The sequence below is a fragment of the Acidovorax sp. 99 genome, from assembly GCF_003096455.1.
GTDB classification, from domain to species: domain Bacteria; phylum Pseudomonadota; class Gammaproteobacteria; order Burkholderiales; family Burkholderiaceae_C; genus Acidovorax; species Acidovorax delafieldii.
This window is the reverse complement of record NZ_QEKU01000001.1, coordinates 186,724-206,166: the sequence shown is the minus strand read 5'-3', so window position 1 is coordinate 206,166 and position 19,443 is coordinate 186,724. Positions and strand designations below refer to the sequence as shown.

The following is a 19,443-nucleotide window of genomic DNA, read 5'->3' as shown; positions in this document are numbered from 1 at the left end:
CCAGCCGGTGCCAACGGGAAGGAGACGCCACGCACTGTCTGCGTGGCGCATGCCGATTTTTGCGCTTCAGCCCAGATCGGCGGCCGAGGGCAGGTACAACCCCTCGGCGGTAGTGATGGCGCGCGCAGCCCGTGCTGCCCGCGCCGTGGCGATGGCTGTGGCCTCGGCCGCCATGGTGGCCAGCACCATCATGCCCGGGCTCTTGCCGCTGCGGCCCGTGCCCAGGCTGAAGAGGGTGTCGCCGTCCGACATGGTGTGCACGGGGTTGATGCTGCGGGCCAGCCCGTCGTGCGCGGCCACGGCCAGGCGGTGGGCCTGCACCTTTGTGATGACCGCGTCAGTGGCGACCACACCGATGGTGGTGTTGGTGCCCGCCAGCAGGGGCTGGGGCGGGTCGCCGCGCAGCAGGGCGCGGCGCGTGTCGCGCAAACGCAGGCCGTCGTCGGTGCGGGCCCCGGCAATCACTTGCGCGGTGTCGGGGTCGATCACGTCGCCCAGCGCATTGCAGGCGATGAGGGCACCCACCGTGACGCCGTCCACGGTGACGGAGGCGGTGCCGATGCCACCCTTCATCGCACGCTGGATGCCAAAAATCTTGCCCAGCGCCGCACCGGTGCCCGCGCCCACGTTACCTTCGGCCGGGTCTGCGGTGGAGGCGGCCTCGCATGCCGCGTAGCCCGCCGCAGCATCGGGGCGCACGCGCATGTCGCCCACCAGCAGGTCGAACAGCACGGCGGCGGGCACGATGGGCAGGCGGCCCACGGCCACGTCGAAACCCACGCCGCGCTCTTCCAGCCAGCGCACGGCGCCGGTGGCGGCATCCAGCCCCCAGGCGCTGCCGCCCGCGAGCATGATGGCGTGCACCTTGTCCACCAGGTTGGAGGGGTGGAGCAAATCCGTCTCGCGCGTACCGGGTGCGGCACCGCGCACATCCACCCCGGCCACAGCGCCCTCGCGGGTGATGATGACGGTGCAGCCCGTGGGGCGGCGGGTTTCGGTGAAGTGGCCGACCTCGATGCCGGCCACGCGAGTGATGCTGCCAGCGTCGCCAGCCAGTGTGTTGGAGGAAGTCATGGCCGTTGATTATGGTGCCCTGGGGCAGGGCGACAGTTGCGCAGCATCAGGGCCCTGGCGCTGCACGTGGAGTCGCGTCAGGGCGCTTTCTCGATCCGTTGGACGTGGTAGGCACCGCTGACCTGTTCGGCCCGAAAGCGTACCTTGTCACCCGGTTTCAGGTCGCCGACTACGCTGGCGTCTGCCACGCGGAACACCATGGTCATGGGCGGCATCTCCAGGTTCTTGATCTCTCCGTGTTTGAGGGTCAGGCGCAGGGTGCGCGGGTCCCAGCGGGTGATTTCGCCTTCGCTCAGCTCCGCCTGTGGCGCGGACGGTGCGGTGGCGGCGGGGTGGTGGCTGCTGTGGCTGTCTGCGGCAGCCCCTGCGGGCGCCTGCGCCAGGGCTGGCCCTGCAACCAGGACAAACAGGGCGGCAGCCAGCGGGATGGAGAAGAAGTGCTGGGTCATGTGGATGCCTTTTTGTTGTAGCTGTTGAAGATGCGCGTGCTGCCGTCGTGGGCCACCAGCAGCACGTCGTACGGGTCGCGCCGGTCGCCATACACGGCGCCGTCCATGCCTGGCGATCCCACGGGCATGCCCGGCACGGCCAGGCCCAGGGCCTTGGGCTTTTGCTGCAGCAGCTTGCGCACATCGCTGGCGGGCACGTGGCCTTCCACCAGGTAGCCGCCCACCAGCGCGGTGTGGCACGAACCCAGTTTTGGCGGCAGTCCCAGGCGGGCACGCACGGCGTTGTTGCCGGTGGCATGCACCTTCACGGTAAAGCCGTTGGCTTGCATGTGGTCCACCCAGTCCTGGCAGCAGCCGCAGTTGGGGTCTTTCCACACTTCCAGCGGTGTGGGCGTGTTGGTGGCGGCGCGGGACCCAACCGGCAGCAAAGCGACGGCCAACCCCGCGCCCAGCAGAGGCAGAGTAGTGGCCAGCCATTGGCGGCGGGCAGGGCTGGGGAGCGCGGTCATGGATGCGGATGCAGCCCGAGGGCGTTGGAGGGTCATGGTGTTTCTCCTGGCGTTATGGATGGCGGGGCAGCACGGTGATGGTGCCGGTCATGCCGGCCTGGTAATGGCCGGGGATGAGGCAGGCAAAGTCAAAGCTGCCTGCGCGGTTGAAGTGCCACACGATGTCGCCGGCCTTGCCCGCCGCCACATGGGCCATGTAAGGCTCGTCGTGTTCCATGCCCGGGTGCTTTTTCATCATCTCGGCGTGCTGGTCCAGCTCCGCCTTGGTGCCGATCACGATCTCGTGCAGCACCTGGCCTTTGTTCTGTGCGCGCAGCCGCACGGTGTCGCCCTCGCGCACTTCGATGTGGCGGGGGCTGAACCGCATGTCGTCGCCCATGCGCACGGTGATCGTGCGGCGCACCTGCTGGGCATCGCCTGCAATGCCCCAGTCTTTTTGCTCTTTGACCACGGGGGCTGTGGAGGTGCGGTGGGGCATGTTTTCATGCCCATAGGCAGAAAAAGTGCCGAATGCGCTAGTGCATATTGCCCAGGCAGCTATGAATTTAATAGTGTTCATGGTGATCGTTGGCATCAATGTTGGTGGCCGCTGGCAGCGGGCTTGCGTGCATTGGCCGCGCCTGGGGCGGTGCCTGGGGTGTCGGTGCGTGCAGGGCGTGGTGTGGCGGCCGGTGCGCCTTGCCATTCAAAGGCCTGGGTGCCGCGTGGCTGCCTGAAGTCGCCGGGGTCGGCATAGCCGCCTGCGGGTTGGTCAGCGCGCACCTTGAGCGTGGTGAACATGCCGCCCATCTCCAGCGGGCCGAAGGGGCCGGTGCCGGTCATCATCGGGAAGGTGTTGTCGGGCAGCGGCATCTCCATGGAGCCCATGTCGGCCATGCCGCGCTCGCCCATCACCATGTAGTCGGGCACGATCTTCTGGATCTTGCCGACCAGGCCCCGGTGGTCCACGCCGATCATGGTGGGCACGGCGTGCCCCATGGCGCCCATGGTGTGGTGGCTCTTGTGGCAGTGCAGGGCCCAGTCGCCGGGTTCGTCGGCTATGAACTCCACCTGCCGCATCTGTCCTACCGCCACGTCGGTGGTCACCTCGGGCCAGCGCGCGCTTTTGGGCACGGGCCCGCCGTCGGTGCCGGTCACTTCAAACTCGTGCCCGTGCAGATGGATGGGGTGGTTGGTCATGGTGAGGTTGCCCACGCGGATGCGCACGCGCTCGCCCTGGCGCGCCACCAGCGGGCTGATGGCGGGGAACACGCGGCTGTTCCAGCACCAGATGTTGTGGTCCAGCATGGTGTTGACCTTGGGGGTCATGCTGCCAGGCTCCACGTCAAAGGCGTTGAGCAGAAACGCGTAGTCGCGCTGCACCTTGGCGATCTGCGGATGGCTGCCCTTGGGGTGGGTGATCCACAGGCCCATCATGCCCATGGCCATCTGCACCATCTCGTCGGCATGCGGGTGGTACATGAAGGTGCCGGGGCGGCGCGCCACAAACTCGTACACGAAGGTCTTGCCGGGCTGGATGGCGGGCTGGGTGAGGCCACCGACGCCGTCCATGCCGTTGGGCAGGCGCTGGCCGTGCCAGTGGATGGTTGTGTGCTCGGGCAGGCGGTTGGTGACGAAGATGCGAACGCGGTCGCCCTCGACCACCTCGATGGTGGGGCCGGGGCTCTGGCCGTTGTAGCCCCACATGTTGACTATGAAGCCGGGCGCCACCTCACGCACCACGGGCTCGGCCACCAGGTGGAACTCCTTGACGCCCGCGTTCATGCGCCAGGGGGCGGTCCAGCCGTTCAGGGTGACCACGGGGTTGTAGGGGCGGCCGGTGGGCGGGTGCAGCGGTGGCGCGGTGTCGGCGCTGGACTGTGTGGCGGGCTCGGGCAGCGCGGCCAGGGCCACGCGGCTGACGGAGGCTGCGGCCACGGCCGTGGCGGCGCCAGAAAAGAAATTGCGGCGATTCATGTCAGTGGCCTTGTGGGGGGGTGGAGGCTGCGGCGCCGGAGGCGAGGCCCTGCAGTGCGCCGGGCGAGGTGCCGGTCAGCGCCAGTTGCAGGTCGGTCTCGGCCAGCCAGAAGTCGCGCTGCGCTTCGATGGCGTTGGCCACGGCCTGTGTGCTGTTGCGCGCTTCGGCCAGCATGTCCCACACGCTGGCCAGCATGCCGTTGTAGCGCAGCGTGGTCTCGTCGGCGATGAGCTGGCGCAGGGGCACCACTTCAGCCTGCTGCTGGCGCGCCAGGTCGAGGGCCGTGCGGTAGGTGAGCCAGGCGGCGCGCACCTCGCTGCGGGCGCGCACGGCGGTGTCTTGCAGCTGGGCGGCGCTTTGCTCCACCTCGGCCTGGGCGCGGGTGCGGGCTGCACCACCCCAGTCGAACAGGGGCAGGGGCAGCTCGATCTCCCAGCCGCGCTTGATGTCGCTGCGGCCGGTGTCACGTTCGGTCGCGGTGTTGCGGCTGTATGCCAGCCCAATGTCACCAAACACGGCGCCCGCACGGCTCCAGCCCTGGCGCGTGGCCTGGGTGTCCAGCTGGCGGCGGGCAGCTTGCATGTCCAGCCGCTCGCGCAGCGCGGAGGCTTCGATGCCATCGGCGGGTAAGGCGGTGGTGGGCAGGGGCGGCAGTTGCTGGGCCAGCTGGTATTGGGTTTGCTGCCCCCACAGGCCCATGCGGCGGTTGAGCTGCTCACGCTCGGTGGCGGCGGCCAGGCGGGCGCGGGCACGCTGGCGGGTGGCCTCGTGCAGCACGGCCTGTTCGCGGGCTTGTTGCAGGCGGCTCCAGTTGCCCACCTGCGCCATGCGGCGCGCCAGCTCGGCCCCGGCCTCGGCGGCTTCCACCATGCGGTCGTGCGTGGCGGCCACCTGCTCGGCCGCCACCGCCCGCAGCGAGGCGCGGCGGGTGTCTGCGGCCAGTTGCACCACGTCCTGCGCGGCCTGCAGCGTGGCAATCTGCAGGCGCTCGGCCTCGCGCTGGGTGCGCCAGGGCAGGGTGATGAGGTCCATCAGGCCAAAGGCCAGGGTGCGTTCGATCTCGCGTTCCTGGCTGTTGGTGAAGCGCCCCAGGGTCAGGTGCGGGTTGGGCAGCGTGATGGCCTGCACCCGCTCGGCATCGGCCACGCCCAGCGCGGCCAGCCGGGCTTGCAAGCCGGGGTTGTTGAGCAGGGTAATGCGTACGGCGGCGTCTTGTGTCAGGGGTTGTGCGAGCCAGCCGTCGATGGACTGCTGGGCCTTTGCGCGGGCGCTCGGGTCCATCGCGGGCAAGGCCGCCTGGGGCACACCGGCGGTACGGCCCGCAGTGAGGGCCGCGACATCACTGCGCAGGCCATCGGGCGACACGCTGGCGCAGCCCGCCAGCAGGGCGGCGGCAGCCAGTATGGAGAGGCGATGGGTGCTGATCATGGCTTGCCCTTCTGCTCGGGGTGGTGGGCGGGGTGGGCACTCCCTGGGCTTCCGTGATGCATTTCATGGCGTGTGCCGTGCTGCTTCCCATGCGGCATGCCCTGGTGGTGGTGTGGCCTGGGAGCAGCCGTGGAGGCTGCGGGCGTGGGAGAAGGTGCCGAGCCTTTTTGCGCCTCCCAGGCCACGATGTCCGCATGGCCGCGCGGGAAAGCGCCCACGGCCTCGTGCGCCTGGCGCCAGGCCTGGGGTGTGGGCAAGGCGTCCACCAGCGGGGGTTGCGGCGGCATGGCCGTGTACGGCAGGGGGGCCGTGAGCGCATCGGCGCGGGTAGCGTCGGATGCAGATGGGCCATGGGCTTGCGCCAGCAAGGGCGACAACAGGGCAAGACAAGCCAATCGCATCGGCCACGATGGCCCGGGCGACGGCGAGGAGAGAAAAATGGCAGGGGCGCGCATGGCGATCTCCAGACAACGAACGAAAAAACACGGCGCTGCCGCCCGATGGGCCCCGTGTCTCGGGGTCAGTCAGGCAATGGCAGACGCACTTCGGGCGTCGGAGATCAGGCGATGGGTGGTTTGATGGCCAGCGCTGCGGGGGCGCTGTCAAACTGCGCGGAGGCCAGGGGCTGCAGGGCTCCGGCGGGCAGGGGGGCGGGGGTCAGCGATGCGGGCAGGCCCAGCATGGCCGAATGGCAGATTTCGCAGGCCGAGCAACTGGCGCTGTGGTGGTCGTGGTCGTCGCCCGATTTGCAGCCCGCATCGGGGTTCTGGCAGGCCGCAGAGTGGCTGGCGGTGTGGTCGATGCCGGGCTCAGCGGCGGGGGCGCCATGGTGGGCATGGGCGTCGGCGGGTGCCACGCCCTCCGCCTGCGCAAGGGTTGCGGAATGATCGTGGGGATGGCCCTGGTCGTGGTCGTGGGCCATGCCTTCCGCCGTGGGCTGATGGGCCTCGGTGTGCTGTGCGGCGCCTGCAGGAAGCAGCGGAGCCACAATACCCGCCGCCATGGCCGTGCCCGTCAGGCCCCGAAGGACCAGCACCACCATCAGCAGGAAGAAAAAGCCGCGACGCATCCTTCAATGATACGGCGGAGCCGCTCAAGGTTCCGCAGGTAACCACTTTCTGGCGCTGCGGGCAACCCTGCGCAAATCGTGAATGCCTTTTCCAACCATGGGCAGTAACATGTGACGAAACATGTCTGCCCGTTTGTCAGCGGCTGTCGGCAGATATGTGCTCAAGCGTTCTTTCTCTTGCACAGAAAGGTCGGTATGCCCTCATGGGTCGCTGGAATGTGGAGCACCTTGTCCGCGCGGATTCGCTGGCTGGTGCTGTGGGCCACGCTGCCAGCGGTGCTGCTGGTGGTGTACCAGGCACGGGCCCACCGCACAGACGCGATTGCTGTGGCAGAAGAACGCGCGCTGCAGACCCTGCAGTCGGTGGCTGGCACCCAGCAGCGGCTGATCCAGAACACCCGCCAGTTTCTGCAGCAGCTGGCCGCCATGCCGCAGGTGCACGACCCTTCAGCGTCCCAGTGTGGGCGTTACCTGGCCGAAGTGCTGTCGCTCAATGCCACCTACGTCAACATTGGCGTGCCACGGGCGGACGGCGAGCTGCTGTGCAATGCGCGTCCGCTCAAGGCGCCTGTCAACGTCGCCAACCGCCCATATTTTCAGCAGACGATTTCGGGGCGGGACTTTGCGGTGGGCAGCTTCCAGGTGGACCGTGCCGCCCAGGTGGCCAGTGTCAACTTTGCCTACCCGGTGATACCGCCCGGCACGCAGGAGGTGGTGGCGGCCGCCGTGGCGGTGGTGTCGCTGGAGTGGTGGAGCCGGCGGCTCACCGACCTGGGGCTGCCGGACGGCGCGGTGGCCCGGGTGTCCGACCCTGAGGGGCGCGTGCTGGCGCGCTACCCGCCCGATGCCAGCGAGCTGGGGGCTCCATTTGCCGATGGCGAGTTCCGCGCCCTGGTGCTGCAGACCCCGCAGGGGCAGCGCCAGCGCACGCGCGCGGATGGCACCCCTGAGCTGGTGGTGTTCCAGCCACTCATCGAGGCGGGCGGTAAACCCGTGGCCACCATGAGTTTGACGGTGCCGCTGGACAACTTGTACGCCGAAGCCAACCGCCGCATGTGGACCGAGATGGCGTTCTTGCTGGGGGGCCTGGTGCTGTCATTTGCCGTGGCGCAGGTGGGCGTGCGGCGCGGCGTGATGCGGCCCCTGAGGCGCCTGATGCACGCCACGGACGAGCTGGCCGAGGGGCGCTATGTATCGCGCGTTCCCGCCACGGGCCTGCAGGAGCTGACCGAGCTGGGCCGCCGGTTTGACCGCATGGCCCTGACGCGACAGAAAGCCGAGGCCGAACTGCGCCAGAGCGAAGAAAACCTGGCCATCACGCTGCTTTCCATCGGCGATGGCGTGATCGCCACCGATGCGCAAGGCCGCATCACCCGCATGAACGTGGTGGCCGAGCGCCTGACAGGCTGGCCGTTGGCACAGGCCATGGGCCAGCCGTTGCCCGAGGTTTTCCACATCGTCAACGCCGGCACCCGCGAGCCGCAGATAGACCCGGTGCAGCTGGTGATGGACCGGGGCCAGGTGGTGGCATTGAGCAACCACACCACCTTGCTGGCCCGGCATGGCGCCGAGTACCACATTGCCGACAGCGCCGCCCCCATTCGCAACGCGCAGGGGCAGATCGTGGGCGTGGTGCTGGTGTTCAGCGACGTGAGCGAGTCCTACCGGGTGCGCCGCAAGCTGGAGGACAACGAGGCGCGGTTTCGCACCCTCACCGCGTTGTCGTCCGACTGGTATTGGGAGCAGGACGCGCAGTTTCGGCTCACGCATGTCGAAGGCCGGGCCGATGACCGGGTGGTGCAGGAGGCCGCGCTGCACATGGGCAAGACCCGCTGGGAGCTGGCCGCACCGGGCATGAGCGATGCGCTGTGGGAAGAGCACCGTGCGCTGCTGGAGCGCCACCAGGAGTTCCGCGACTTTGAGTTCGAGCGCCGCGACCAGCAGGGCTGCTCGTACTGGGTGTCCATCAGCGGCACGCCCGTGTTTGATGACGACGGTGTGTTTTGCGGCTACCGGGGCGTGGGCAAGGACATCTCGGCCCGCAAGCGCGACGAGAACGAACTGCGCATCGCCGCCATTGCGTTCGAGTCGCAAGAAGGCATGATCGTCACCGACGCGGACACGCTCATCCTGCGCACCAACCGTGCGTTCAGCCGCATCACCGGCTACAGCGCCGACGAGGTGGTGGGCCGCAGCACCAGCCTGCTGGCCTCGGGCCACCATGACAAGGCGTTTTTTGATGCCATGTGGGCCAGCCTGGCCAGCACCGGCGAGTGGAAGGGCGAGTTGTGGAACCGCTGCAAGAGCGGTGAGGTGAACCTGCACTTCATGGCCATCACCGCCGTCACGGACCAGCACAGGGTACTGACGCACTACGTGGCCACCCTCAGCGACATCACCCAGCGCGCGGCGGCGGCGCGGGAGATTGAGCACCTGGCGTTCTACGACCCGCTCACCCACCTGCCCAACCGCCGCCTGATGATGGACCGCCTGCAACAGGCGTTTGCCACCAGTGCGCGCGCGGGCCTGCAAGGGGCTCTGCTGTGCCTGGACCTCGACCACTTCAAGACCCTGAACGACACCCTGGGCCACGACATGGGCGACGTGCTGCTGCAGCAGGTGGCCCAGCGGCTCACGGCCTGCGTGCGAGAGGGCGACACCGTGGCGCGGCTGGGCGGCGACGAGTTTCTGGTGCTGCTGGAAGACCTGGGCGCCCTTGCCACCGACGCGGCCGAGCAGGCGCAGGCGGTGGGTGAAAAAATTCTGGCCGCGCTCAACCAGCCCTACCAGCTCGCATCGCACCATGTGCACAGCACTACCAGTGTGGGCGCCGTGCTGTTCAGCGGCCAGGGACAGACGGTGGAAGATGTGGTCAAGCATGCCGACCTGGCCATGTATGCCGCCAAGACCGCAGGGCGCAACGGCATCCGCTTTTTTGACCCGCGCATGCAGGCCGCCGTCACTGCCCGCGCGGCGCTGGAGAACGACCTGCGCACGGCGCTGGAACAGGGCCAGTTCACGCTGCACTACCAGGTGCAGGTAGGCTGCGGCAAGCATGTGGTGGGGGCCGAGGTGCTGATCCGCTGGAACCACCCGGCGCGCGGTATGGTGCCGCCGTTCGAGTTCATCCCGCTGGCCGAAGAGACCGGGCTGATCCTACCTATCGGGCTGTGGGTGCTGCAGACTGCCTGCACCCAGCTGCGCCGCTGGCAGGACGACCCGGCCACCGCCCACCTGCAACTGGCGGTGAACGTGAGCGCCCGCCAGTTCCGCCAGGCCGACTTCATGGAGCAGGTGGTGGCCGTGCTGCGACAGACCGGCGCGCGGCCCGACCGCCTGAAGCTGGAGCTGACCGAGAGCCTGGCGCTGGACAACGTGGACGACACCATCGCCAAGATGAACGCGCTGCGCGCGCTGGGTCTGCGCTTTTCGATGGACGACTTTGGCACCGGCCAGTCGTCGCTGTCGTACCTGACGCGGTTGCCGCTGGACCAGCTCAAGATCGACCAGAGCTTTGTGCGCAACATCGGCATCCAGCACACCGACGCGCTCATCGTGCAGACCATCATCGGCATGGCGCAGAGCCTGGGCATCGACGTGATTGCCGAGGGGGTGGAGACCGAGGCGCAGCGCGCGTTTCTGGAGCGCCACGGCTGCACGCTGTGGCAGGGCTACCTGTTCAGCCGCCCGGTACCCATCGAGGTGCTGGAGCACCGGCTGCACAGTGGGCTGGGCTGGCAGGTGTCCACGTAGAAGGTGTGTCTCTGCAGGGCGCTCAACCGCCCTTGGCCGGGGCCTACACCGCCATGTAGCGGCCCGGCCGGTGGTTCATGGCCAGCACCAGGTTGAGCGCCACGGCGCCCGCAATGGACCAAGCCACGCGCACGGGCTCCACCGTCCACAGGGCCAGCAGCACGATGCAGCAGTCCACCGCCATCTGCACCTTGCCTGCGCGCCAGCCGTAGCGGTCCTGCAGGTACAGCGCCGCAATGCCCACGCCGCCCAGGCTGCAGCGGTGGCGGAACAGCACCAGAAACCCCGTGCCCGTGATCAGCCCGCCCGCAATGGCGGCATACAGCGGCTGCAACTGCGCGAACTGCAGCAGTTGCGACTGCAGCTCGGTCAGCAGCGACAACAGCAGCACCGCGATGAAAGTCTTGACGGTGAAGGCCCGGCCCAGCTTGCGCAGCGCCAGCCAGTAAAACGGCAGGTTGAGCACAAAGAAGATCTTGCCAAAGCCGATGCCCGTGGCGTAGTGCAGCAAAAACGCCAGCCCCGCCGTGCCACCTGTGAGCAACCCCGCGCTGGTGAAAAACGCCACCCCCACCGAGATGAGCAACACCCCGGTGAAGATGGCCACGGCGTCTTCCGTCAGGCTGTGGGGCACGCCCAGCGGGGCAGGGGTTGCGGGGGCGGCAGGGGCGCGGGAGGGCATGGGCGACAAGCAAAAGGAATGAGGGCTGTGCCCGCGGCCCCCGGGGCAGAGGGCGGCGCACAGGTTGTGGATTGGACCATGCAAGCCCCATGCCGGGCTTGTCGTGCGTCAAATTCCGGGTGCCCGGCGGCCGCACTGTTCGTTGGTTGTTTACTCCTGATTTGATAGCTGTAAGCGCTTATAGATCAAGCGCTATCGCCAGTTTTTTGCAGAAATGGGACGGGCTGCAGGCGCGCAGCGGCCATGGCCCCGTCAATCAGCCGCGTGATGTGTGACTGCGGCGCCATAGGCGCCAAGGCACTCACCCGTGCCCGCCCCGTGTTGCCAATGGGCAGCCGCGCCAGCGCATGGCCCAGCGGCACCAGGGCCAGCCGCAGCACCTGTCCACCGGACTCGCGCAGGTCGCGCAACTGCAGGGCGTAGCGCAGCATGGCTGTGTGCGACCGCCAATGCAGGGACAGCGTGGTCTGCCCCAGTACATGCGCGGCCTCCAGCCAGCGCCAGCGGGTGGCGGGCGGTGCGTCGGCATCGCTCGCAAATGCTGCCAGCAGGTGGTCGAACGCGCGCTGCGTGTGCAAGGGGGCAGCCATGGGATCTGCCGCGTGGCGCGCCGCCAGCTGGCGCCAGCGCCGCTGTCGGTGCCGGTAGAACACCTGGGCAAACGCCGCGCTCAGGGGCGTCATCAGCCAGGGCAGGTGGCGCGCGACCACGTCGATGTCGTCGGTATAGAGCGTGCGGCCGTCCGGCAGCGGCTGCAGCGTGATGCGGTGGTCCCAGCGCCGCATCAGCGTGCCCTCGCCGTTGTCGCGCAGCGTGGGCCATGCGCCGGACTGGGCAGATGGCTCGATGGAGATGCGCACGGTTTGGGAGCCCATGGGCAGCAGCCCCAGCAGCCGCATCTGCAACGGCAGATCACCGGGAGACCAGTGGGTGGGCCAGGGCGCGCCGCCAGGGCGCTTGAACCGCACCAGAGGCGCCGTGATGTGGCGAAACACAGCGGTGCTTTGCAGTTGCGCAGCCACCCATTCGGGCGGTGCATGGAGCGGTGTGGACAGGCGTACGCGCATGGATCAGTGCCCGTGTGCTGCGGGGGCGCCGGCGGTGCTGGCCAGCTCCTGCCGCGCGTGGCGGATCACGCTCCAGCCGCCGCTGATGGCCAGGCCGGCCATGATGGCTGCCACCACCAGGTCGGGCCAGGCCGTGCCTGTGCCCAGCACCCCCAGCGCAGCGGCCATCACGGCCAGGTTGCCCAGCGCGTCGTTGCGCGTGCACAGCCACACGCCGCGCATGTTGGCGTCACCCTCGCGCCAGGCGTAGAGCAGGGCGGCCACACCCAGGTTGGCCGCCAGCGCCAGCAGGCCCACGCCACCCATGGTGAAGGGCTCGGGCGGAACCCCTTGCCACACCCCCCAGGCCACCCGGCCGATCACGAACACGCCAAACGCCAGCATGCTGGCGCCTTTGAGCAGGGCGGCGCGTGCGCGCCAGGTCAGCGCCATGGCCAGCACCCACAGCGACAGGCCATAGTTGGCCGCATCGCCCAGAAAGTCGATGGCGTCGGCCAGCAGCGACGCCGAGCCCGAGTGGGTGCCCGCGCCCAGTTCCACCACAAACATGGCGGCGTTGACGACGAGCGCAATCCACAGGATGCGGCGGTAGCGCGGGTCTGCGCTGGCGGGGGCATCGTGGCTGTGGCCGGGGGCGCTGTGGTCGTGATGGCAATGGGCGGACATGGTGTTTTCTCCTGGCGGTTTTGGAAAGCGATGGCATCATTGGAAACCTTAAAGTCACTTGAAGGTCAAGCCCATGGATCCCCACGCTGCACACTTCCGCATTGGCGAGGCCGCCCAGCAGTCCGGCGTGTCGGCCGCCAACATCCGGTACTACGAAAAAGAGGGGCTGCTGCCGCCCGGTGCGCGCGGCGACAACAGCTACCGCCTGTACAGCAGCGCCGACGTGCACCAGCTGCGTTTCATCCGCCTGTGCCGCGCCATGGACATGTCGCTGGACGAGGTCAGGACCTTGCTGGCGCTGGACTGGGACAGCAAGACCGACTGCCACGCCGCCTGCGACACGCTGGATGCACACCTGGTGCATGTGCGCACCCGCCTGGCCGAGCTGCAGGCGCTGGAGGCCGACCTGCAGGCGCTGCGCAGCCGTTGCGATGGCGCGGACGCCACCTGCCACATCATCGAAGCACTGCATGCGCGGGCTGACGCGCAGCCCATGGGCGTCAACGCCCCTCCCGGCCAGGGCAAGCGCCATGTGTGAGCAGTTGTTGTACGGCGTGGCTGCGTGTGTGCTATTTGCTATCTAATTGATAGCTGCTTGGGCATATGTTTGTAGCGCTATCGCCCGAAAATGGCCCAAATATCTCCAGACGCCTGCCATGGGCTGCCCTGGCGCATGCCCCCGCTATGATCCGCCCATGATCTCGCGCCTTCACGGCCTCTCCCTGCCCGAACGTGTGTGGAACACGGCGCGGCGCTGGGCGGTGGCCTGGTGGCGCATCCTGTATCTGGGCGCGGTGGTGCTGGTGCTGGTGTTGTCGCCGTCCAGCTACGGCAAGGGCACCCGCCGCGCGCTGGCCCGGCACCTGTATCTGGACACGGCGCCGGTGCTGCTGGGCTTCACGGTGCTGGCGGCGCTCATCAGCCTGGTGCTCACGCGCATTGTTGTGGTCACGGCGCTGAGCTACGGGCTGTCGCGCTATGCGCTGGAGATGGTGATCCGCGTGCTGGTGCTGGAGCTCATCCCGCTCACAGCCGCCTTGTTTGTGGCCATGCGCTGCACCATTCCCAACGGCTCGCAACTGGCGCACCTGCGGCTCACGGGCCGGTTCGAGGCGCTGCGCCGCCAGGGCTCTGACCCCGTGCGCATCGAACTGCTGCCCCGCGTGATTGCCGGGGTGTTTGCCTGCGTCACGCTGGCTGCGCTCAGTTGCGTGGTGGCGCTGGTGCTGGCGTACCTGGGGGTGTACGGCTTCAACATGGCGGGGCTGCCGAGCTACACGCGCATGTTCGGCCAGGTGTTTTCGCCCAGCGTGACCATGGTGTTTGTGCTCAAGACCCTGTTCTTCAGCCTGGCCGTGGCGCTGATCCCCATGGCTGCCGGGCTGTATGACAGCGGCGAACGCACCCAGCCCGACTCGGAACTGGGCGGCCTGGCCCGCATGTTTGCGGTGCTGCTGCTGATCGAGGTGGCCTCGCTCATGGGCAACTACTACTGACGGCCCGCGCCGGTCGCACCCACCCGCATAAACCCACGACATGAACGACCATCCTCCTCACCCATCGCATGGCCCCGCCGGGGCCGACGCGCCTCCGGTCGAGACCCTGCGCCCGGTGGCCTATCTGGAACTCAAGGCTGCGGCGCTGCTGCTGTTCACCCTGGCCCTCATCGTGGGTTCGGGCCTGTACCTGTTGTATGCGCGGGGCGCTTTTGAGCCCACGCAGACGCTGGTGCTGACGGCCGATGACTCCGAGGGCGTGGTAGTGGGCATGGACATGACCTTCTCGGGCTTTCCCATTGGCCGCGTGCGGCGCATCGAGCTGGCCGAATCGGGCAATGCCCGCATCCTGGTGGATGTGCCCCGCAAGGACGCGCACTGGCTGCGCGAGTCCAGCGTGTTCACGCTGGTACGCGGTCTGGTGGGGGGCACCAACATCCGGGCGTACTCCGGCATCCTGACCGACCCCGCACTGCCCGATGGCGCCGTGCGGCCGGTGTTGCGCGGGGATGCCACGGCGGAGATCCCGCAGCTCATGGCCACCGCGCGCGAGCTGCTGACCAACCTGAACGCCCTGACGTCGCCCGACGCCGCGCTGGGCAACACCCTGATCAACGTCAAGGCCCTCACGGAGCGCCTGAACGGGCCGGGCGGCGCCCTGGGCGTGCTGATGGGTAACGAAGCCGATGCGAAGAAGATTGTGGCCACGCTGGAGCGCACCAACGCGCTGCTGGCGCGCCTGGACGGCATGGCCGCCCGCGCCGACAAGCAGGTGTTTGGCAGCGAGGGCAACAAGGACGCGCTGGTGCCTGAGGTGCGCGCCACCGTGGCCCAGTTCAATGGTTTGTTGTCCGACACCCGCACCAGCCTCAAGAAGGTGGATGCCGTGCTGGTGGAGGCCCAGGCCATCGGCGCCAATGCCCGCGAAGCCACGACGGACTTGGGCGCGCTGCGCGCCGAGGTGGAAAGCAATCTGCGCAAGGTGGAAAGCCTGGTCAACGAGATCAACCGCAAATGGCCCTTTGCACGCGACACGGAGTTGAAGCTGCCATGAACCCCTCTGCTGCACCTCGTTTGCGGGCTGCATTGCGGCTCCTGTCCATCGGCTGTGCCTTCGCATTGGCTGCGTGTTCCCGCCAACCCCCGGTGCCTGACTGGCAGATGAATGCCCAGGGCGCGTCCCAGAAGGCCATCGAGGCCTACCTGTCCGGCAACGCGCGCGTGGAGAAGCTCGAATGGGACCGGGCCCGCGCCGAAGTGGCGCGCACGGGTCGCCCCGATCTGATGGCGCGCCTGGAGCTGATGCGCTGCGCGGCCCAGGTGGCGAGTCTGGTCACTGAACCGTGCGAGCGTTTTGAGGCCTTGCGCTCCGACGCCGCAGCGCCCGAGCAGGCCTACGCCGACTATCTGGCGGGCCGCGTGCAGGCCGGCCAGGTGGCTTTCTTGCCACCGGCGCAGCGTGCGGTCGCCACGGCAGGCAACGCTGCCAGCTTGGCGGGCATTGCCGACCCCCTTTCGCGCCTAGTGGCGGCGGGCGTGTTGTTGCAGACGGGGCACGCCAGCCCCGCAGTCATCACCACAGCCACCGACACTGCGTCCGCGCAGGGCTGGCGCAGGCCGCTGATGGCATGGTTGCTGCTGCAGGTGCAAAGGGCAGAGGCTACCGGGGACACTGCGGCAGCCGACGCATTGCGCCGTCGCGTGGGGGTGGTGGAGCAGTCGGGGTCTACGTCTCGATAGCGTTGGCCGCCACGCTAGGGAGGAGGCCGGTAACGAGCGGTGGCGGGGGCACAAAAAGCTGCCCCAGTTGCTTCAGCAACCGCTACTCAAGCCATTGACCAGGCTGCCAGAAGCTGCATTGCCGCTGCTGGTGGCGTCGTCAGCGCAGGCGAGCCTGCAACTGGGTCTCGATGTCGTCCCGCTCCATGGCGAACTGCTGGGGGCTGATTTCGTTGGACTCCAGCTTGCGGGCTACAGACAGCAGCAACACGGTGTTTTCAAGGCGCGTGTCCTGCTGCAGCGAGGGGGGCAGGGCGGTGAGGCGGTCAAAGCTTTGCTTGTAAAGCTCGCTCCAGCTCATGGCCCCTGCCTGCGCCTGGGCCCTGGCACCGTCGTACCAGCGCGAGAACTCGTCCAAGGCATTGTCGCGGGGGCTTGAACAGCCCGCCACAGCGGCCAGCAACACCATCGAGCCCCAGAATTTCGGGGAGTGAATCAAGAAAAAACGGTTTGCAGAGATGCGAAAACGTGTGGTCACGATCGTCCTCCATTCCAGAATGCCACCGAAAAGTCCCGGTGTGCAGCGCCGAATGGTACTCCGATGCTATGCTTTTTGCTACTGTGTTGCTGTTTGGACCCACACGCGCTGCAGCGCAGCGCCAGCCACTCCTGCACGCATCACAACTCAGTGGTCCAGAAAGCTGGTGGACAAAATCTGGTCGAGCCCGGTAAGCCCGTGCGACATCGAATCCACAGACTGCACGGCCACGTCCGGCATCAGCAATGACACCGCCGCCAGCACTGCCAGCACCACGGTTCCGATGAACGCTATCAACGCGCGCGCTCCCGGCGGTAAGGAATGGCGTTTCATGGTGAAGTCCTTTTGAAAAAAGGGGTGGGGGCCGCAATGACCTCCCGGCGCAACCTCAATGGCTGCTGGCTAGGATTTCAGCAAAGTGCCGCAGTTCCGCGTGTAAGACAAGTGCCATAACAGGGCTCCATGGGCAACTGTTACGGCCTGTTGCCTTTACAAACCTGCCAGAAACGTTCCGCGCCTTGCAAGCGTCCGGAGGTCCGGTTCAGGGCCTTGAGTGGGAGGCGGATGGAGTGCTAAGCGGACGAACTGCTGAGGGCTCCCGTGGAGCCGTCCAGCGGTCATCGCGGCATGCATAGATCAGGGCGCGGGCGTCTGAATCCACGCGGTGATCTGGGCAATGGCCTCCTGCTCGATGCCAATGAAGCCGTGCCAATCTTGGCCAGCACACTCATCAGCGACGGGGTAGGTGCAGCCATGGACTACCGTCAGCTTTTTGACCGGCGCCCGCGCCAGCCCTCTCAGAATGGCGGGCGTGTCGCTGGCCTAGCAGTGTCTGCAGCCGTCCCTGGCATGGTGGTAGATCAGCACCGGGACCTGTATGGCCTGCAGGTCCTGTGTGGGCACTGCACCCGGTGTGCTCCTGCGCACCACGCTGAGGTCAGCACCAGCCCCGCAATCGCTGGGTCGTTGACATGAATGGCCATGGCTGTCGCAGACACTGTCAGGCGCCGAGCGGGGCGCACAGTCGCTGATGTTCAGCCCAAAGCGCCGGGGTCCTGTGTGCAAAAAGCCAGCCCCCACAACAAAAAACCCAGGTGACCGGAATCACCTGGGTTGATATGTGGCGGAGAGGGCGGAAGCCATTTTTCTGCATCATAAAGTCTCTTTTCGTCTCACTTTTGCCATCTTCCCTATGGGAAATGCTCGTCTATCGCTTCATAATGAATCAAGATGGCTCAGAAGTTCGCACCTAAACTGATGGGTGTGAGGATGGGTTAACTGATTGGGGGTTTTAGATGGCAAGAAGAGCTAAACCTTTAAGCGCTTTTAGCGTTGCTCGATTAACAGAGCCTGGACTGCACTTCGTTGGTGATGTGCCGGGGCTCGCGCTGCAGGTGCTTCCAAGCGGTGCAAGAACGTGGATTCTGCGGGCGATGATGGGCACCAAACGCCGTGACATGGGCTTGGGCGGGTATCCGGCTGTGACCCTTGCAGGTGCGCGCGATGCGGCCAGGGTTGCGCGCGCCAAGATTAAAGAAGGCATCGACCCCATCAATGAGGCCCGAGCAAAGCAAAGTGCGCTTCGTGCCTCGGCTAGTTCTGCTATTTCTTTCGAGGAATGTGCGGAGCGCTTCGTGGCTTCTCACTCAGCAGGGCTGAAAAACGCCAAGAGCGAAATGCAGTGGCGTAACACGCTGGCGAAATATGCCTACCCGGTTATGGGGAAACTCTTGGTCCGCGATGTGTCGATGACCCACGTCTTGCAGGTGCTGGAACCTATCTGGCACACCAAAACCGAGACGGCTTCGCGCTTGCGTGGACGCATCGAGGCGGTTCTGGATTGGGCTACGGTGCGCGGCTACAGGGATGGAGCGAACCCAGCGCGGTGGAAGGGGCACCTGGATAAAGCGCTGCCTGCCGCTGAAAAAATATCGAAGACCAAGCACCACCCCGCGCTGCCGGTCTCCGATATCGGCGCATTCATGAAGAAGCTGCGGACCTTGGACGGGGTTGGAGCGAGTGCCCTCGAATTCCTCATCCTCACAGCCACCCGCTCAGGGGAGGTGCGTGGGGCTCAGTGGTCCGAGTTTGATTTGGCTGCGGGGTTGTGGACTATTCCCGCAGAGCGCATGAAGATGAAAAAGCCCCATCGGGTTCCGCTCTCATCCAGGGCGGTGGAGTTGGTCAAAGCACAGCCCAAGCGCTCAGATTCTGAGTATGTCTTCGCCGCCTTGCGCGGGGGGATGCTGTCGGATATGACACTGAACGCGGTGGTGCGACGCCTGGAGGCCCCGGCAGTCCCACATGGCTTTCGCTCTACCTTCCGGGACTGGGCCGCTGAGCATACGAACTACCCGCGCGACGTTGCCGAGATGGCGCTGGCCCATGCAATCGGTGACAAGGTGGAGGCGGCCTACAGGCGGGGCGACCTGTTCCAGAAACGGGCGCGGATGATGGCGGACTGGGCAGCGTTCTGCGATATCGTCCAACCCCCCGGGGCGGTCATTCCCATCAATCGTGCGAGCGAAGCCTAGAGGGGCGGAATGGTCAAGGTTTGGGTAACTGGGCCCTGTGGATAACTTTCTCAACTGAAATGCTTAAATTTTCATCATTGTGGAAGATGGCGCTAGGCCCTTGTGCAGCCTTGTTTTCCGAGCTTGGCGCGTGAAGTTGTCCACAAGGGGATTCAGATACGACGGGCGTTATGTTCAATAGTGTGCTGTTTAATTTGATTCTTTCACATTTACGGGCGTTGATGGCACAATAGCCCAACCGGCAAAGGTAGCGAATGACGATTGATGAGTTTGATACGGCGCTGGTAGCACTGGGCTGGAAGGTGAGCGACTTTTGCAGGGCCACGGGGCTGCACAGAAACACCCCTGGCCGATGGCGAAACGAGGGCGTTGAAATCCCCGAGTGGGTCGAAAAACATCTGGCGCTTTTGCAGGAGGTGAAGCGGCTCCATGCGCAGTATCTGGAAGTGCCGAAAGACTAACGCGAAGCCCTGGCGCGTCTCATCCAGGGGAAAAAGACGGG

General features: G+C 66.7%; 20 protein-coding genes. 7 read left to right on the top strand and 13 right to left on the bottom strand.

What is annotated here, in order from left to right:
* Window positions 1–66 precede the first annotated feature (66 nt).
* The 8 genes from C8C95_RS01095 to C8C95_RS01060 all read right to left on the bottom strand — a co-directional run bounded on the left by C8C95_RS01095 (window position 67) and on the right by C8C95_RS01060 (window position 6,486).
* Window positions 67–1,074: a P1 family peptidase gene (locus tag C8C95_RS01095; protein WP_116747354.1), complete on the bottom strand. Its 1,008-nt coding sequence runs from the start codon at window positions 1,072–1,074 to the stop codon at window positions 67–69.
* A 77-nt stretch (window positions 1,075–1,151) separates the two neighbouring features.
* Window positions 1,152–1,523 carry a copper-binding protein gene (locus C8C95_RS01090; RefSeq protein WP_116747353.1) on the bottom strand — a complete coding sequence of 124 codons (372 nt, stop codon included), beginning with the start codon at window positions 1,521–1,523 and terminating at the stop codon, window positions 1,152–1,154.
* A complete protein-coding gene (locus C8C95_RS01085; protein WP_233584231.1) occupies window positions 1,520–2,068 on the bottom strand; it encodes a DUF411 domain-containing protein in 549 nt (182 codons plus the stop codon). The genes C8C95_RS01090 and C8C95_RS01085 overlap by 4 nt, the downstream gene beginning before the upstream one ends.
* A gap of 16 nt (window positions 2,069–2,084) precedes the next feature.
* Window positions 2,085–2,591, bottom strand: coding sequence for a cupredoxin family protein (locus tag C8C95_RS01080; RefSeq protein WP_116750092.1), 507 nt, complete (start codon window positions 2,589–2,591; stop codon window positions 2,085–2,087).
* Window positions 2,592–2,605: 14 nt separating this feature from the next.
* On the bottom strand, window positions 2,606–3,988 hold the full coding sequence (locus C8C95_RS01075) for a copper oxidase (protein ID WP_116747351.1): 1,383 nt from the start codon (window positions 3,986–3,988) through the stop codon (window positions 2,606–2,608).
* Between the two features lies 1 nt (window position 3,989).
* Window positions 3,990–5,417, bottom strand: a complete 1,428-nt coding sequence (locus C8C95_RS01070) for a TolC family protein (RefSeq protein WP_116747350.1) — start codon at window positions 5,415–5,417, stop codon at window positions 3,990–3,992.
* On the bottom strand, window positions 5,414–5,872 hold the full coding sequence (locus tag C8C95_RS01065; RefSeq protein ID WP_133246197.1) for a hypothetical protein: 459 nt from the start codon (window positions 5,870–5,872) through the stop codon (window positions 5,414–5,416). Before C8C95_RS01065 ends, C8C95_RS01070 begins: the two co-directional genes overlap by 4 nt.
* A gap of 104 nt (window positions 5,873–5,976) precedes the next feature.
* Window positions 5,977–6,486, bottom strand: a complete 510-nt coding sequence (locus tag C8C95_RS01060) for a hypothetical protein (protein WP_116747348.1) — start codon at window positions 6,484–6,486, stop codon at window positions 5,977–5,979.
* Between the two features lie 228 nt (window positions 6,487–6,714).
* Here C8C95_RS01060 and C8C95_RS01055 point away from each other — a divergent pair, with 228 nt between their 5' ends.
* Window positions 6,715–10,239, top strand: a complete 3,525-nt coding sequence (locus C8C95_RS01055; protein ID WP_243415608.1) for an EAL domain-containing protein — start codon at window positions 6,715–6,717, stop codon at window positions 10,237–10,239.
* 43 nt (window positions 10,240–10,282) lie between these two features.
* Here the strand turns inward: C8C95_RS01055 and C8C95_RS01050 are convergent, their stop codons facing one another.
* The 3 genes from C8C95_RS01050 to C8C95_RS01040 all read right to left on the bottom strand — a co-directional run bounded on the left by C8C95_RS01050 (window position 10,283) and on the right by C8C95_RS01040 (window position 12,654).
* Window positions 10,283–10,921 carry a YitT family protein gene (locus C8C95_RS01050; protein ID WP_116747346.1) on the bottom strand — a complete coding sequence of 213 codons (639 nt, stop codon included), beginning with the start codon at window positions 10,919–10,921 and terminating at the stop codon, window positions 10,283–10,285.
* Between the two features lie 185 nt (window positions 10,922–11,106).
* Window positions 11,107–11,988: a DUF3703 domain-containing protein gene (locus C8C95_RS01045; RefSeq protein ID WP_116747345.1), complete on the bottom strand. Its 882-nt coding sequence runs from the start codon at window positions 11,986–11,988 to the stop codon at window positions 11,107–11,109.
* 3 nt (window positions 11,989–11,991) lie between these two features.
* A complete protein-coding gene (locus tag C8C95_RS01040; protein WP_116747344.1) occupies window positions 11,992–12,654 on the bottom strand; it encodes a cation transporter in 663 nt (220 codons plus the stop codon).
* Window positions 12,655–12,727: 73 nt separating this feature from the next.
* Here C8C95_RS01040 and C8C95_RS01035 point away from each other — a divergent pair, with 73 nt between their 5' ends.
* From C8C95_RS01035 to C8C95_RS01020, 4 genes are all read left to right on the top strand, one after another.
* A complete protein-coding gene (locus tag C8C95_RS01035; protein WP_116750091.1) occupies window positions 12,728–13,192 on the top strand; it encodes a Cd(II)/Pb(II)-responsive transcriptional regulator in 465 nt (154 codons plus the stop codon).
* Window positions 13,193–13,349: 157 nt separating this feature from the next.
* Window positions 13,350–14,150: an ABC transporter permease gene (locus C8C95_RS01030; protein WP_116747343.1), complete on the top strand. Its 801-nt coding sequence runs from the start codon at window positions 13,350–13,352 to the stop codon at window positions 14,148–14,150.
* Between the two features lie 40 nt (window positions 14,151–14,190).
* Window positions 14,191–15,204, top strand: a complete 1,014-nt coding sequence (locus C8C95_RS01025; protein WP_116747342.1) for an MlaD family protein — start codon at window positions 14,191–14,193, stop codon at window positions 15,202–15,204.
* Between the two features lie 107 nt (window positions 15,205–15,311).
* A complete protein-coding gene (locus C8C95_RS01020; protein ID WP_207780635.1) occupies window positions 15,312–15,890 on the top strand; it encodes a hypothetical protein in 579 nt (192 codons plus the stop codon).
* Window positions 15,891–16,029: 139 nt separating this feature from the next.
* On the opposite strand, the gene C8C95_RS01015 is transcribed toward C8C95_RS01020, so the two are convergent.
* Together C8C95_RS01015 and C8C95_RS01010 are read right to left on the bottom strand one after the other, a co-directional pair.
* Entirely contained in the window at window positions 16,030–16,407 is a 378-nt protein-coding gene (locus C8C95_RS01015) for a hypothetical protein (RefSeq protein WP_082522467.1), read from the bottom strand.
* A 147-nt stretch (window positions 16,408–16,554) separates the two neighbouring features.
* Complete coding sequence (locus C8C95_RS01010; protein ID WP_056064060.1) at window positions 16,555–16,740, bottom strand: hypothetical protein; 186 nt, start codon at window positions 16,738–16,740, stop codon at window positions 16,555–16,557.
* 962 nt (window positions 16,741–17,702) lie between these two features.
* On the opposite strand from C8C95_RS01010, the gene C8C95_RS01005 reads away from it, so the two are divergent.
* On the top strand, window positions 17,703–18,941 hold the full coding sequence (locus tag C8C95_RS01005) for a site-specific integrase (protein ID WP_116747341.1): 1,239 nt from the start codon (window positions 17,703–17,705) through the stop codon (window positions 18,939–18,941).
* A gap of 254 nt (window positions 18,942–19,195) precedes the next feature.
* Window positions 19,196–19,402, top strand: coding sequence for a hypothetical protein (locus C8C95_RS01000; protein WP_116747340.1), 207 nt, complete (start codon window positions 19,196–19,198; stop codon window positions 19,400–19,402).
* The last annotated feature ends 41 nt before the right edge of the window (window positions 19,403–19,443 follow it).

What these genes read in the sequence shown, in the direction of transcription:
- C8C95_RS01095 (WP_116747354.1), bottom strand. Translation starts at nt 1,074, where the DNA reads ATGACTTCCTCCAACACACTGGCTGGCGACGCTGGCAGCATCACTCGC.
- C8C95_RS01090 (WP_116747353.1), bottom strand. Translation starts at nt 1,523, where the DNA reads ATGACCCAGCACTTCTTCTCCATCCCGCTGGCTGCCGCCCTGTTTGTC.
- C8C95_RS01085 (WP_233584231.1), bottom strand. Translation starts at nt 2,068, where the DNA reads ATGACCCTCCAACGCCCTCGGGCTGCATCCGCATCCATGACCGCGCTC.
- C8C95_RS01080 (WP_116750092.1), bottom strand. Translation starts at nt 2,591, where the DNA reads ATGAACACTATTAAATTCATAGCTGCCTGGGCAATATGCACTAGCGCA.
- C8C95_RS01075 (WP_116747351.1), bottom strand. Translation starts at nt 3,988, where the DNA reads ATGAATCGCCGCAATTTCTTTTCTGGCGCCGCCACGGCCGTGGCCGCA.
- C8C95_RS01070 (WP_116747350.1), bottom strand. Translation starts at nt 5,417, where the DNA reads ATGATCAGCACCCATCGCCTCTCCATACTGGCTGCCGCCGCCCTGCTG.
- C8C95_RS01065 (WP_133246197.1), bottom strand. Translation starts at nt 5,872, where the DNA reads ATGCGCGCCCCTGCCATTTTTCTCTCCTCGCCGTCGCCCGGGCCATCG.
- C8C95_RS01060 (WP_116747348.1), bottom strand. Translation starts at nt 6,486, where the DNA reads ATGCGTCGCGGCTTTTTCTTCCTGCTGATGGTGGTGCTGGTCCTTCGG.
- C8C95_RS01050 (WP_116747346.1), bottom strand. Translation starts at nt 10,921, where the DNA reads ATGCCCTCCCGCGCCCCTGCCGCCCCCGCAACCCCTGCCCCGCTGGGC.
- C8C95_RS01045 (WP_116747345.1), bottom strand. Translation starts at nt 11,988, where the DNA reads ATGCGCGTACGCCTGTCCACACCGCTCCATGCACCGCCCGAATGGGTG.
- C8C95_RS01040 (WP_116747344.1), bottom strand. Translation starts at nt 12,654, where the DNA reads ATGTCCGCCCATTGCCATCACGACCACAGCGCCCCCGGCCACAGCCAC.
- C8C95_RS01035 (WP_116750091.1), top strand. Translation starts at nt 12,728, where the DNA reads ATGGATCCCCACGCTGCACACTTCCGCATTGGCGAGGCCGCCCAGCAG.
- C8C95_RS01030 (WP_116747343.1), top strand. Translation starts at nt 13,350, where the DNA reads ATGATCTCGCGCCTTCACGGCCTCTCCCTGCCCGAACGTGTGTGGAAC.
- C8C95_RS01025 (WP_116747342.1), top strand. Translation starts at nt 14,191, where the DNA reads ATGAACGACCATCCTCCTCACCCATCGCATGGCCCCGCCGGGGCCGAC.
- C8C95_RS01020 (WP_207780635.1), top strand. Translation starts at nt 15,312, where the DNA reads ATGAATGCCCAGGGCGCGTCCCAGAAGGCCATCGAGGCCTACCTGTCC.
- C8C95_RS01010 (WP_056064060.1), bottom strand. Translation starts at nt 16,740, where the DNA reads ATGAAACGCCATTCCTTACCGCCGGGAGCGCGCGCGTTGATAGCGTTC.
- C8C95_RS01005 (WP_116747341.1), top strand. Translation starts at nt 17,703, where the DNA reads ATGGCAAGAAGAGCTAAACCTTTAAGCGCTTTTAGCGTTGCTCGATTA.
- C8C95_RS01000 (WP_116747340.1), top strand. Translation starts at nt 19,196, where the DNA reads ATGACGATTGATGAGTTTGATACGGCGCTGGTAGCACTGGGCTGGAAG.